Below are 13,083 nucleotides of genomic sequence, written 5' to 3' on the forward strand. Positions count from 1 at the left end.
ATGAACGTCATCAAGATGAGGCCGCCTGTGGCAGCAGCAAAGGGGGACCGCTCCTACTGGCTGCAGAGCATCGATGCGGACGCCGTCACCGCTCCGTTGCACGGCAGCGAGGTCTGCGACGTGGCGATCGTCGGCGGCGGATATGCCGGTCTCTGGACGGCTCTCCGCATAAAAGAGGAAGCCCCACAGGCGCGCGTGACCGTTCTCGAGGCTGACTTCTGCGGGTCGGGTGCTTCGGGCCGAAATGGAGGCCAGGTTCACAGCTGGTTTGCGGAAATCGACATGCTGCGGGCGCTTGTGGGTGAAGATGAAGCGCTCATGCTGTGCCGGGCGACCACCGAGGCCATCGAGGAACTGAGCGGTCTGCAGGCCGCAGGCACCATCGACATGGATCTGCGGCTCGATGGCTGGCTGTGGACGGCAAGCTCGACAGCGCAGGAAGGCGCCTGGGTGCAAGCTTGCAACGTGTGCCGTACGATTGGCGAAGAGCGCTTCCGGCCACTCCAGAGCACAGAAATCCTGCTCCGCACGGGCTCCGCCTCCTCCTATGCCGGCATCGTCGAGGAGAGGGCGGGGACCGTTCAGCCTGCAAAGCTTGCCCTCGGCCTGCGCCGGCTCGCCCTTTCCAAGGGCGTCGTCATTCGCGAGCAAAGTCCGGTGCTCGAAATCGTGCCGGGCGACAGACCGCAATTGCGCACAGCAAAAGGCGTTCTGTCTGCTGGCAAGGTGATCCTTGCCGCCAACGCCTGGCTGTCGGCAATTCCGGAACTGCACCCTTATCTCTATGTTGTCAGCAGCCAGGTCATTGCCACCGCACCTGCACCTGATGTTCTGGACGAAATCGGCTGGACCGATGGCGCCTCGATCTGCGATGCGCAGCATCACGTGCTCTATTATCAGCGAACGCCAAGCGGCGAGGTCATCTTCGGGCGTGGCACGGGCGGCATTTCCTTTGGTGACCGCATCGACCATCGATTCAACCGCAGCGGGGATGCGGGGGTGGACAATATCCGCGAAATGCATAGGGTCTATCCGCAACTCAAAGGGGTGCCAGTCCTCTACGATTGGACTGGACCAATCGACTGCACGGCGCAGCACCTGCCGGTTTTTGATCGCCTTAGGGACCACCCGAACATCTTCTATGCCATGGGTTTCAACGGCACGGGCATCGCGCAAGCGCCGGTTGCCGGGAAGATCATGGCAAGCCTTGTCCTCGGCCGCGACGATGTGTGGAGCCGGTGCGGACTGGTTGGCATCGACAGACGGACGCGGCTGCCGCCAGAACCCCTGCGTTACGCGGGGGCCAGGGTCGTCCGTCGGGCCATACGCCGGAAGAATGACCTCGAAATCCAGAACAGGAAGCCGGATCGGATAACGCGGTTCCTGGCCGGGCTCGCGCCCTGACGGTGCGGTGTCCTCGCGGGTGAAATCAATAAAAATGGAGCGGGAACGATGGCTGATCTGACGCTGAGAAACATACGTAAGTCTTATGCCGATTTTGAAGTGCTGCACGGGATCGACCTCGATATAAAGTCGGGGGAATTCATCGTCTTCGTCGGACCATCCGGCTGCGGAAAGTCGACACTGCTGCGTTCGATCGCGGGTCTCGAGACGGTGACCTCCGGCGACCTTGTCATCGATGGGGAGCGTATGAACACTGTGGCGCCTTCCAAGCGTGGCATTTCCATGGTGTTCCAGTCCTATGCTCTCTATCCGCATATGACCGTCTATGAAAACATGGCTTTCGGATTGCGCATTGCCGGCGTGTCGAAGGCGGAGATCGAAGTGCGGGTTCAACGGGCGGCAGTAATCCTGCAACTGGGCAATTATTTGAAGAGGTTGCCGAAGGCGCTGTCTGGTGGACAGCGCCAACGCGTTGCCATCGGCCGCGCCATCGTCCGCAATCCGCGGGTCTTCCTCTTCGACGAACCGCTTTCCAATCTCGACGCGGCGTTGCGTGTAGCAACACGGATCGAGATCGCCAAATTGAAGCAAAGCATGCCGGCTGTGACTATGATCTATGTGACCCACGACCAGGTAGAGGCGATGACCTTGGCCGACAGAATTGTCGTGTTCAAGGACGGGAGCATCGAGCAGGTTGGAACGCCACTAGAACTCTACAAGCGACCGGCCAACCTTTTCGTTGCCCAGTTCATCGGCTCGCCCGCGATGAACATTCTCGAAGGCACCGTCGTCGGGAAGTCGGAGGGCGTCACGCACCTCATGCTCGAGTGCGGCACGGCGCTTGACGTGTCTGCCGATCGCGGGGCGCTGTCAGTGGGCGAAAGGATCAGCATCGGCATTCGCCCCGAAAACACGCAGATCACCACGTCAAGGGCAAGTGGTCCGGGGCTTACCGGCACGGTCGATTTGATCGAGCATCTGGGCGAAGTTCAGATTCTCTACGTCGATGTGGCCGGTTCTGCGCAAAAATACCTGATCAAGGCGGCGGACGACAGAGCATACGCAAGAATGGACACCATCCGGTTCACGGCCCGGGCGCCTGACATCCACATTTTTGATGCGAAAGGCTGCTCCATCGCCAGGCGGGTCCTGGAGGCACACGCGCTCGAACAATAGTGCACTTGCCACACCTTATCTATCTGAAGATCGGGTGGCGGTTGCGCACGGCTTCAAATGTTATTGTCCATTCCGTCAGCGTTACCGCTTGATCGGCCACGTGCCGTACAAGCCCCAAACTCCCTGTGATGGCGATTGTTCTTGCTGACGTGCATGCCGGGCGTGCAGCGGCTCTCGGCTTACACGGCGCCGGTTCAAGGGAGGCTGCAACCAGGCGTTCCTTCCGTTTGTGAATATCGCCATCACAAGACTGACCCAACGATAGGGTTACATTCCTACCTCGCTCGATATGCGACATTCCGGGGTCGAGGTATGAAGGCAAGCTCGATAAACGAACTTTACACTTTGCGCGGCGAGTGACGTGGTGGAAGCATTCTATTTGCATCTAAAGGACAGCAGTTCGATTGCCATCAAGGCGCTTTCGCATGAGTTTCCAGAAAGTTCGTTCTGTTTTGAACTCCCATAACACAAAGCGCTGCCGGGCGGTCGGCGGCTGCTGCCATTAGGTCCCGTCATTGAATCACCGCGGGATTTTCTGCGACGATATTCACTGACTTTAGCTTGTGGTCTACCGCCGAGAATTCCTTCGAGTATGAATTGCGGTCCATCCCTTAGCCGACGCTCCAGTTATCCGTGCCGCGGTAGGCAGCCGTTTGCTGCGCCGCGCCAAGACCGTGGGTGTCAACATATTCAACTTGATCCGCGAAAAGCCGGCCAACGGGCATCGATCCGATCTCGATGGCCCTCCAGCGTTGCCATCTGATGAGCTGCCCACACCCCGCTACCGACAGACACGCAGGCTTTCAGGCGGCCAGTCTTGATGCCGCATTCGGGCGGTTCTAACGCCAATCGATCTGTCGAGTGAACGGACCGTCTCGAAAGCGTTCGCGCAACCAGCGGCCCGTTCTTTCGAGACGGGCGTTTCTTGCGTTCGCCGACACGGGTGGGCTGAAGAGAGCCGTCTTGGCAGCGCGGTGCTTCCACTTGAAAAAAAAGGCGGAGGAAGCGATCAAAAGGACTTCTGTATTCGACCAAATCGTCCATATGGCGGATGCCTAAGGTGCGAGCCCTGCGCATTGCGCGCTATTGCGAATATGGGCTTCCATTTCCAGCTTCGCCTTCGCGCCATTGTTCGTCGCGAGCGCCGCGATGATGGACACAGACCGTGGCGATTTTGGCGGAATTTCCCAATCCGGATCATCTGCTGCGGCCGGGTCTGCAGGTCAGGCTGCAGTCGGAAATCAAACCCCGCTGCGCAGTGAATGACAGCCTGGTTGCTGGCTAAAACAGAACGGCAACGTACGTCGAGCTAAAGCCCCCCGCTCTTCCTCGCGGCGGGCCGAGAGGCAGACGTGGGCTAGGATCGAGCGAAGGAGATGTGTGTTTTCATGTGGCGCCAATCAATCGGAGTTTGAAAAGAACAAGCCCGATCGGGCTTTGATTTCGGTACCTGCTGATGAAACCATTTGCTGTGCAAAAGCGTATCTGTTGGCGATCGAGCCGCCCGGCTTGGCAAATCCATGAGGATATATGTCCAATCATTTCCTGCCGTCCGCTCGTGTCGTCTTGCTGATCTTGATCTGTATTGTCGGCTCTCCCGGAATTTCGACAGCGGACGACCCGTCGGCGCGTGCCGTTCGCATTGACGTCGGTGGATACAAACTCAACAGCATCTTGTTGGACCCCGCCCGCAACGCGGATCTGCCTCCCATTGTTTTCCTTCACGGGGCCAGCACCAGCCTATACGATCCGATATTCTCCTTTCTGGACAAGCTGAATGGAAGAGCAAAGCTCCTTTTCGTCGATCGCCCTGGACACGGAAAGTCGGACGTAGGCGGTTCCCAGAACATCCTGCCGGATGGGCAAGCAGACGCCATAGCGGTTCTGATGGAAAAGCGCGACATCCGGAAGGCGATCGTTGTCGGACATTCGTTTGGCGGCGCTATTGCGGTTGCCCTGGCAGTTCGCCACCCCGAGATGGTTTGGGGGCTGGTATTGATGTCGCCAGCCGCTTATCCGTGGGAGGGCGGGGTGGCCTGGTACTACGATGCCGCAACCATGCCGGTCGCCGGTTCGATATTCAGCGCGTTGGTAGCACCTCCATTCGGCCTCATGGTGATAGACCGTGCGACCAGGGAAGTCTTCGCTCCCAATCGACGCCCTGACGATTACATAGAAAAAACGAACGCCTGGCAGGCATTGTCGCCGATTGCGTTTCGGCACAACGCACAGGAAGTCTCGGCGCTGAGCAACTGGGCCGAGACAGCGTCTTTGAAGTATAGCAGCATCAGAACTTCGACGGTGATAATCACCGGAAACACCGACGAGGTTGTTTCCCCGGAGATTCACGCCCACCAACTCGCGCGCAACATTCGTGGTGCAAGACTGATCGTCGTCCAGAACCTCGGACACAAATCGGATTTCGTGGCGGCCGACCTTGCCATCGCCGCCATCGAAAAAGTCGCCGGACGAAAAGTAAACCTCACGTCCATTGCAAATTCCATCGAGCGGCGGATCGCAGGGGATGGCAACGACTGAGACTTGGCGCTCGCGAAGTCGGATCGTGTTGGCGGTGTTCTACGCAGCTGCGGGCATCCTGCACATCGCCCTGCCCACCCCCTTCTTGAGCATCACACCCGCCTGGGTGCCCGACGCCCCGAACGTTATCCTGCTGACGGGCGTGTGTGAGATTGCCGGTGCGATTGGGTTGCTGGTCCCGGCGGTTCGCCGCTGTGCCGGGATCATGCTGGCGCTCTACGCGATCTGTGTCTTCCCCGCAAACATCAAGCACGCCCTCGACGATCTCGGCGGTATGGTCGTTTCGACGTGGCAATGGCTCTATCATGTTCCGCGCCTGGCACTCCAGCCGTTCATCGTCTGGCTGGTCCTGTTTGCAGGAGGTCTGCTCTCCTGGCCATTTCGCCGGTCTGATCCCGAGCCGTAAGTGGAGAAGGCGGGCCATGCAAAGCCCGACCTCCTCCGATCGGCTTTACATCGCCGGGAGAACGGCGATGTCGCGGACATCGTCTTCGAGACCCGCTATCGCACCGACCTCGGTGGCGGCACCTGTTTCTAGGTTGACGGTGTAGAGGATCTTGCCGGCGGCAAGATAGGCTGTGTTCTTGCCGTCCTCCATGCCCTGGATATCGAAGGCGTAGGTTGCGGGCTTGTCTGCAAGCCCAAGCTTGCCGATCGCCTTCAGCGTGCCATCGTTCGGTTTCGTCTGCTGGATGAGCGCGCCGATGGTGGCATCGATGTTGTACATCGCTGTCTTTTCGGGCTTGCCGATCGAGTTCGTATACGCAGCAGCAACGATGTTCGGCGTTTCACCCTTGTGCATATCGCCGTCTTCGAAGGCGAGCGTGCCGTCGACGGTCACCGCACCGGTGTCGGGGTGGACGCGATGATTGGTCATTCCAGTCATGAACCGCAACCTATCGGCCATCGGGTTGAAGTCCACGACGACCGGAGCCTCAGTCACCATTAGCGTTTTATCCATCTTGCCGACCTCGGTCGCTGCCCCGGTTTCAAGATCGATGGCAACGATGCGGTGGTCGGTGGTGACGCCAATAACGGTCTTGGTGCCGGGCCGAAAGTCGATGCCGACGAGCGTGTCGACGCCTGTCACGTCGATTTTCTTGGTCACTTCCGGTTTTTCCGTATCGAACACCATGAGCGTCTTTGCACCGGTCAAGCCCAGCACCGGAGCAGAGAGGGCGCCGGTTGCGGACAATACGAGAACTGTAGTGGCAATTAGAGCGGAATGGATGGTCTTCATGTCTATCTCCCATGCGTTGATCCAGCGGAAGTCATCCGGCAATCGGTTCCTGACGCTTCCATTCTTGAAGACACCGCAAGAACTGTATTTGGATGCAGGAGCGCGAAATAAATCTGCTTTGCATCCATAAGCGCTTCTCAAGCGTATAGAGGTCGTAGCAACGCCGTTTGCGTGGCGCGGAGGGGGAGAGGCGTGAAATGTTGGTGGACGTCCGGGTGAATGATCTCGACAAGGCACTTGCTGCCTGCGCCAAAGGAGACCGCATGGCGTTGCGCTCCATTTATGATCGCGAGGCGGGCCGATTGATCGCCTTGGCAGAGCGGATCGTTCAGCGACGGGAGCTTGCCGAGGAAGTGGTGCAGGAAGCCTTCATCCGCATCTGGACCCATGCCCACCAGTACAGTCCTGATCGCGGCTCCGCACATGGCTGGATCTACGCGATCGTGCGCAACCGGGCGCTCAACCTTTTGCGTGATGGAAAGCGCGAATATACGGTCGAGGACGTGGAGGCCTTGCGAGAGAGCGAGCAGGTGGACGAGATCATGGCCACGTGGCAAAAGCTTGATCGCAATTCGCGCCTCTACGAATGCCTTGCTGCGCTGGACGAAACGAAGCGCCGCGGCATTCTCATGGCCTATGTTGGAGGCTATTCGCACGGAGAAATCGCAGGACGGCTGCGTATTCCGCTCGGTACGGCAAAATCCTGGATCAGGCGCGCGCTCTCGGCTCTTCGGGGGTGCATGGCATGATGTACGAACGAAGAGACATTCCAGAAATTGCCGATGAATACGTGCTCGGCCTGATCGGGGCCTCCGAGGCGGCCGAAATCGAGGCCGAAATGGAACGGGACGCCGAACTTAGGGCTGCCGTTGCGGCAAGCCGTGAACGGTTTTTGCCGCTGGATACCACAGTCGAGCCCGCGGCAGCGAACGAGGCCCTGTGGCGAAAAATCGAGGTCAACCTGCCTCCGCAAGCCGGGACTCCAAGTTCGATCCAGTTCCCACCGGTCAACGACAACCAAACAAACGGATGGCGTGTTGCCGCGCTTTCAGCGATTGCTGCGTCCGTGATGCTCGCCGTTGGCTTGGTCTTCAGTCTCACGAGAACGGCTGAGCCGCTTGTCATTGCCGTGCTTGTCAATGAAGCGGGAGAAGTTCAAGCAGTTGTTGAGGACTTCGGCAACGAGAATGCCAGGATTCGGTTGCTAGCAGACATCGAGGTCCCGACGGACAAGACAATGCAGGTTTGGACACTGCCTTCTCGCGAGATGGGACCAATTTCGCTCGGCCTGATAGACGGTGTGCACTCCGCTCGCCTCGAGGGGCCAGCGCTGCCATCGCCACGCGACAGTCAGCTTTATGAAATCACACTGGAGCAGGCTGGCGGCTCACCGACGGGCCGGCCAACGGGACCTATTTTGGCAAAGGGCCTGGCACAGCGTCCTCGTTGACGCTGCCCGGATGAACAGTGTTGGGCGGGCAGGTGAGGGTACGGCCATATCTTTTGCCGGATCATCGTGGCCGGTGCGGATCATGGCTCCAGTTGCGGCAGAGGGAATGAAACTCGGGTCAAAGGTTGCCGCATGAAGAGTGAGACTATGCCAAAGACGGTCGCCGACGCCTGCCGCTACGAGTTTCGCGAAATGAGCCCTGAACATTCAGCTCAAGGGCGTGGCCGGTTGCGAGCGCCCGAAGTCGCATGATGGTGGGGAGGCCCGACTGAACAATCGGCAATTGTCACGGCTGATTTGAATGATCCGCTGGTGCGCGATTGGATCGTTATCCTTGACGGGTTTGCCCTTGAATATGTTCGGACCCATCCCGTACATGCGCAGCCGCAGTCTCACTTGACCGATCGTCGTGAACGCAATGAAGCGATCGATGTATGTATCGGTGAACCGTCAACGATTGGCGGAGGATGCGGTCACGCCCTGTTAAACCAGTTTGCTTGCATGCTGATGCCCGAGAGGGTGGCCTGCATTCCTGGTCTGGAGAGACTTCCTGAAACGGCATTCCTCGACGTACCTTAGCAATGTTCGGGGCGGGCGCGTCAATCTATCTACCAGTTTATCGGCTTGCCGTCGTAGGCAAGGAATCGCCCCGTATCTGCCGGATCAAGCTGGTCAAGAACGCTGAGCATCGCACTCGCGCTCTCATCGGGGCGCATCCGCTCTTGGCCAATCGTATCCCAAGGCCGCCGTTCGGCGCGGGCCGTCGTCTCCGCGAACCACTCGAGATGGGCAGCGTTCGAAAGCAATCTGATACAGCACGGTCGCAAGCACTTGCTTTTTCTTGGCGCACGCATGCAGGAAGACCGGCGTGCAGCACTGCGCGCGGACGGTATCGCGCCGACCGCCCGTGCCGTCCGCATCCACGCGGACGTCATTCAGCAACCCGCCCCTCCAATGCCGCGGTCGGTGCAATCATGCTAGAGGAAGCCATGCGACGCTTTCCGGAAGTCGACGGAATCGCCTGCTCGAACGACCATCTTGCGCTGGGCGTCCTGTTTGAATGCCAACGCATGGACATCGAGATCCCCGAGCGTCTTGCCGTCGTGGGGTTTGTCGATCTCAGCTTCAGTTCGGCAAGCAATCCCGCCTTGACGACAATCAAGCCGCCAGGCGCATTGATCGGCACCGAGGCCGCCCGCATGATCATCGAACGCACTGCCGGCAAATCGGTGTTGCGAGGTCGGCAGATCCATACGCGCTTCAATCAAAGGCAGACAAGCTAGCCCCGGGTAGGCGCGGTCAGGTCGTCGGCGATCCCGAGCGGCAGAATGTCATCCCGTCAACTGGTTTGACAGGAATGTGCGCAATCTTTCGCTGTGTGGCCGCACAAGAATATCTCTTGGATTGCCCTCTTCAGCGATCACGCCCTGGCTCAGGAACACCACACGATTACCAACGTCACGCGCAAACGACACCGCTATTGTCCATTCAGGGATTTGAGATAGGCCATCACATCCGCGATGTCCTGCGCGGACTTGAGGCCCGAAAAGGCCATGCGCGTCTTCGGGATCATGGTCCTTGGGCCGGCTAGAAATGTTGCGAGCGCTGCTTCATCCCATTTCAGCCCCTTACTGGCCTCCTGCTTCAGAGCATCTGAGTAGTTTTTGTAGTCAGCAATGGATGCTGCTTGTCGATCGATAATTCCTACCAGATGCGGGCCGACCTTGTTTATAGGCTCATCGACGTTATGGCAGGCTGCACACGTCTTGAAGACCATGGCGCCGGTCTCGGAGCTGCCATCGGCCGAGTGACCAGCGGCAGGGAGAGCCAGAAAGAGAATGGCCGCAGCAAATTTCATTCGGATCTCCATAAAAGGTGGCCGGCTAAAGCCGGCCAGAGGTGGCGCGGCTTGCCTGACGCGCGACCGCCGGCCGCCCAGGAGCGGCCGGGGAGGATCACAGTAGAGGTCAGATCGTACCGGCTGCCATCTCTTTCGCGATGTAGTCGGCCTGACGGATTGCGAGTGTGACGATCGTCAGCGTCGGGTTCTCTGCACCCCCCGTCGTGAACTGGCTGCCGTCGGACACGAAGAGGTTTTTCATGTCGTGCGTCTGGCCCCATTTGTTGACGACGCCGTCCTGTGGCTTTTCGCTCATGCGGTTAGTGCCGAGATTGTGCGTCGAGGGGTAGGGCGGCGTGGGGAAGCTACGCGTCGCGCCGACGGCTGCATAAAGCGCCTCGCCCTGTGTGTAGGCATGGTTGCGCATCGCGACATCGTTCGCATGGTCCGTGAACCAGACGTCAGGGATCGGCATGCCGTACTTGTCCTTCATTTCACCATGCAGCTTCACCGCATTCTGTTCCTGCGGCATGTCCTCACCAACGATCCAGAGACCCGCCATGTTGGCATAGCTGTCCATGGCAGAGGCGAAGGACCGACCCCAGCCGCCCGGATCGAGGAAGGCGGCCATGAAGGGTACGCCGAGCGCTAGGGTTTCCAGCTCATACCCGCCGACGAAGCCGCGCGCCGGGTCGTGTTTCGCCTCGTCCCTAATGATGCCGGCCATGGTGGTGCCGCGATAGAAATGGACGGGCTTTTCGAACACGGCATAGACTGAACCCGTTGTGTGGCGCATATAGTTCTTGCCGACCTGACCGGAGGAGTTGGCGAGACCGTCGGGAAATTTGCTCGAGGCCGAATTGAGCAGGAGGCGGGGACTTTCGATGGAATTGCCGGCGACGCAGACGATGCGAGCCTTCTGGCTTTGCAGCTTGCCGTCTTTGTCCGCATAGACCACGGCCGTGACCTTGCCGCTGTCGTCATGCTCGATCTTGACGACATGCGCGTTCGGCCGCACCTCCAGCTTGCCGGTTGCCTCGCCCTTCGGGATTTCCGTGTAGAGCGTCGACCATTTGGCGCCCCATTTGCATCCCTGGAAACAGAAACCCGTCTGCTGACAGCTCATACGGTCATCGCGATCGGCGGAGTTGATGGCCATGCGACCGGTGTGACATTCTTTGTAGCCAAGCCTGTCAGCGCCGGCTTTGAATACCTTGAAGTTATTGTTGCCCGGCAGCCCTTCAATGCCGTTGGTGCGGGTCACCCCCATCTTGTCTTCCGCCCTGGCATAGTACGGCTCGAGCTCAGCCAAGGTCAGCGGCCAGTCGAGCAGGTTGGCGCCCTCGACCTCGCCATAATGTGTCAGCGTCTTGAACTCGTGCTCCTGGAAGCGCAGGGATGCGCCGGCCCAGTGTGTCGTCGTGCCGCCCACCGCCTTTACGATCCAGGCCGGCAGGTTGGGAAAGTCCTTCGAGACGCGCCAGCCGCCGCCGGTCGTGCGGTGGTCAAGCCAGGCGAGCTGGGCGAAACTGTCCCATTCGTCGTTGATGAAATCCTCGTGTTCAATACGCGCACCGGCCTCGAGCACGACGACGTCGATGCCCTTTTGCGCCAGCTCGTTGCCGAGCGTGCCGCCGCCGGCACCTGAACCGATGATGACGACCACGCTGTCGTCGTTGAGATCATAAGGAGCTGTCATGGTTTCCTCCTGAAACATGGACGATCGGCGCCATGCGCCTCGCAGCTGCGCCTCCTCCAGCGCCGGCCGTCAAATCGTCGTCAAAGCCATTCGATGTCGTCGAAACCGCGGGCGATATAGCCGCCTTTTGAATAGGATTCGCCCTCGTAGCCGAAATGTGGCCAGAGCTCCTTCTGGTTATAGAATGAGACGACGAGGTCGCCGCGCACCGCCTGGAAGAATGGCGTTGTCTCGATCTCGCGCAGGATCTCGACGCGGTCGTCCTCCCAACCGAGGCCACGGTAGCCGCCTTCACCGGCCCGCTTGTCGAGATCGGCAATGCCAGCCTCGATCAATTCCTTATGTTGCCCGTCCGTGCCTGCCTTGGTGTCATGCCCCTTCACGGCGATGGCGTAGAAACGGTCGGCGATAGAATCGTGCGGATAGATATCGCGGGCGAGCTTGATCAGCGTGGCCATGGTGTCGGGCTTCAGCGCCGTCGTCGCCATCCCCCACGCCCTGTCCGGGCTGATCACCGCACTGCCGGTAATTATGAGCGCGGCGCCGATCGTGCCGCGCTTCAAAAGCTCGCGCCGGGAAAGACCGGGACGCTGCTCGTAGATGGTGGTCATGTTGCATTCCTCCCATTGCGTTTGAAACCGGCGGCTCTCCTCAGGCCGCCGATCCGTTCATTTGAAACGGCCGTGCCGTTGCAGGACCTCGATCTTGTAGCCATCAGGATCGGTAACGAAGAAGAAGCGGGCGACAGCGCCGCCATCGCCTTTGAATTCCACTATCTTGCCAATGGTGAAACCGAGCGCCGAAAGGCGGGCGTGTTCGCTATCGAGGTCGGAAACCGACACGGCGAAATGGCCGTAGCCGTCGCCGAGATTGTAGGGCTCCGCGCGGCCCTTATTGATCGTCAGCTCAAGCTCGAATTCGCTTTCGGCGTTGCGCATGTAAACGAGAGTGAAGGTCTCGAAGTCGAGCCTGTCGGCGACGGCAAGGCCGAAGGCATCCTTATAGAAGGCGACGGACCGGTCTTCGTCCAGAACGCGGATCATCGAGTGGATGGATTTCGCCATGCTGTCTTTCCTGCTTGGAGTTCGAAGTGTTGCAGTGAATGTGCGCCTGGATTCGCCGTTGCGGGTAGCAGCCTGTTACCGCACGCTGATTTTCATTTCTGGAGTTGCAGAAGAAGGATATTTTGCGTTTTCCGGCGTGGAAGGATGATTTGACCAGGCGCAGGCCGCGCCGCATAATCACATCATAAAAACAAGACTGGAGGATATGCCATGTGTGAGGTTTTTGCGGGCCAGGACCCGCAACGCTACCGCCCCGTCAACCGTTCGGTGCGGATTGGTGGGCACTCGACGAGCATTCAGCTCGAAGCTGCTTTCTGGGTGCTGATCGACGAAATTGCGGCCGGCCAGGGCATGTCGACGTCGCGTTTTCTCTCAACACTCTACGACGAGGCGCTGGAGATCAACGGCGCAGTATCGAATTTCGCATCGCTTCTGCGCACGAGCTGTCTGATCTACCTAATGGGCGGCGCCGAAAAAAGCGACGTCGGCAGTAAGTTTCATATTGTTGCTGCTGAGTAGCAGGCGAAAAAAGGCCTTCTTTTTTAAAGTGTGCGGCCGCCGCGGCAGGGCGAGCATGGCAGGCGCCCCTGTTTCGATGTTCGCAGTGCCCTCTGGCCTCCGAAGCTCTTGGTCGCAAGCGGTTTGTTGGCCAAGTTCGACTTGAGAAAAGGT

The 13,083-nt window shown here is 59.2% G+C and carries 15 protein-coding genes; 10 read left to right on the plus strand and 5 right to left on the minus strand.

Annotated elements, in window-relative coordinates:
- The 5 genes from AC07UR_RS28955 to AC07UR_RS28975 all read left to right on the plus strand — a co-directional run bounded on the left by AC07UR_RS28955 (position 1) and on the right by AC07UR_RS28975 (position 5,524).
- Entirely contained in the window at positions 1 to 1,404 is a 1,404-nt protein-coding gene (locus tag AC07UR_RS28955; RefSeq protein ID WP_173419439.1) for an NAD(P)/FAD-dependent oxidoreductase, read from the plus strand.
- A 48-nt stretch (positions 1,405 to 1,452) separates the two neighbouring features.
- Positions 1,453 to 2,580 carry an ABC transporter ATP-binding protein gene (locus AC07UR_RS28960; protein ID WP_209792168.1) on the plus strand — a complete coding sequence of 376 codons (1,128 nt, stop codon included), beginning with the start codon at positions 1,453 to 1,455 and terminating at the stop codon, positions 2,578 to 2,580.
- 1,165 nt (positions 2,581 to 3,745) lie between these two features.
- Positions 3,746 to 3,865, plus strand: coding sequence for a hypothetical protein (locus AC07UR_RS28965; RefSeq protein ID WP_486599032.1), 120 nt, complete (start codon positions 3,746 to 3,748; stop codon positions 3,863 to 3,865).
- A 245-nt stretch (positions 3,866 to 4,110) separates the two neighbouring features.
- Entirely contained in the window at positions 4,111 to 5,118 is a 1,008-nt protein-coding gene (locus AC07UR_RS28970) for an alpha/beta fold hydrolase (protein WP_173419441.1), read from the plus strand.
- Complete coding sequence (locus AC07UR_RS28975) at positions 5,105 to 5,524, plus strand: DoxX family protein (RefSeq protein ID WP_209792166.1); 420 nt, start codon at positions 5,105 to 5,107, stop codon at positions 5,522 to 5,524. Before AC07UR_RS28970 ends, AC07UR_RS28975 begins: the two co-directional genes overlap by 14 nt.
- A 45-nt stretch (positions 5,525 to 5,569) precedes the next feature.
- Here the strand turns inward: AC07UR_RS28975 and AC07UR_RS28980 are convergent, their stop codons facing one another.
- On the minus strand, positions 5,570 to 6,358 hold the full coding sequence (locus tag AC07UR_RS28980; RefSeq protein ID WP_173419443.1) for a DUF4394 domain-containing protein: 789 nt from the start codon (positions 6,356 to 6,358) through the stop codon (positions 5,570 to 5,572).
- 197 nt (positions 6,359 to 6,555) lie between these two features.
- On the opposite strand from AC07UR_RS28980, the gene AC07UR_RS28985 reads away from it, so the two are divergent.
- The 3 genes from AC07UR_RS28985 to AC07UR_RS28995 all read left to right on the plus strand — a co-directional run bounded on the left by AC07UR_RS28985 (position 6,556) and on the right by AC07UR_RS28995 (position 9,091).
- Positions 6,556 to 7,107 (plus strand): sigma-70 family RNA polymerase sigma factor, encoded by a 552-nt coding sequence (locus tag AC07UR_RS28985; protein WP_173419444.1) that lies wholly within the window; start codon positions 6,556 to 6,558, stop codon positions 7,105 to 7,107.
- On the plus strand, positions 7,104 to 7,808 hold the full coding sequence (locus AC07UR_RS28990; RefSeq protein ID WP_173419445.1) for an anti-sigma factor: 705 nt from the start codon (positions 7,104 to 7,106) through the stop codon (positions 7,806 to 7,808). The genes AC07UR_RS28985 and AC07UR_RS28990 overlap by 4 nt, the downstream gene beginning before the upstream one ends.
- A 974-nt stretch (positions 7,809 to 8,782) precedes the next feature.
- The gene (locus AC07UR_RS28995) at positions 8,783 to 9,091 is read left to right on the plus strand and encodes a substrate-binding domain-containing protein (protein ID WP_494700224.1); all 309 of its coding nucleotides are present in this window, start codon (positions 8,783 to 8,785) and stop codon (positions 9,089 to 9,091) included.
- Between the two features lie 194 nt (positions 9,092 to 9,285).
- Here AC07UR_RS28995 and AC07UR_RS29000 read toward each other — a convergent pair whose 3' ends face one another.
- The 4 genes from AC07UR_RS29000 to AC07UR_RS29015 form a co-directional block, all read right to left on the minus strand.
- Positions 9,286 to 9,666, minus strand: coding sequence for a c-type cytochrome (locus tag AC07UR_RS29000; protein WP_173419446.1), 381 nt, complete (start codon positions 9,664 to 9,666; stop codon positions 9,286 to 9,288).
- Positions 9,667 to 9,775: 109 nt separating this feature from the next.
- Positions 9,776 to 11,347 (minus strand): GMC family oxidoreductase, encoded by a 1,572-nt coding sequence (locus AC07UR_RS29005; protein WP_173419447.1) that lies wholly within the window; start codon positions 11,345 to 11,347, stop codon positions 9,776 to 9,778.
- A gap of 80 nt (positions 11,348 to 11,427) precedes the next feature.
- Entirely contained in the window at positions 11,428 to 11,958 is a 531-nt protein-coding gene (locus tag AC07UR_RS29010; RefSeq protein ID WP_173419448.1) for a gluconate 2-dehydrogenase subunit 3 family protein, read from the minus strand.
- 57 nt (positions 11,959 to 12,015) lie between these two features.
- Positions 12,016 to 12,411, minus strand: coding sequence for a VOC family protein (locus AC07UR_RS29015; RefSeq protein ID WP_173419449.1), 396 nt, complete (start codon positions 12,409 to 12,411; stop codon positions 12,016 to 12,018).
- Between AC07UR_RS29015 and AC07UR_RS29020 the strand changes: the two genes are divergently transcribed.
- Positions 12,398 to 12,559 (plus strand): hypothetical protein, encoded by a 162-nt coding sequence (locus AC07UR_RS29020; protein WP_494701962.1) that lies wholly within the window; start codon positions 12,398 to 12,400, stop codon positions 12,557 to 12,559. The two genes, AC07UR_RS29015 and AC07UR_RS29020, sit on opposite strands and share 14 nt — an antisense overlap.
- Before the next feature lie 62 nt (positions 12,560 to 12,621).
- Positions 12,622 to 12,930: a ribbon-helix-helix domain-containing protein gene (locus tag AC07UR_RS29025; protein WP_173419451.1), complete on the plus strand. Its 309-nt coding sequence runs from the start codon at positions 12,622 to 12,624 to the stop codon at positions 12,928 to 12,930.
- Positions 12,931 to 13,083 lie beyond the last annotated feature (153 nt).

Source organism: Ensifer sp. GW821-FHT05G01 (assembly GCF_059419585.1).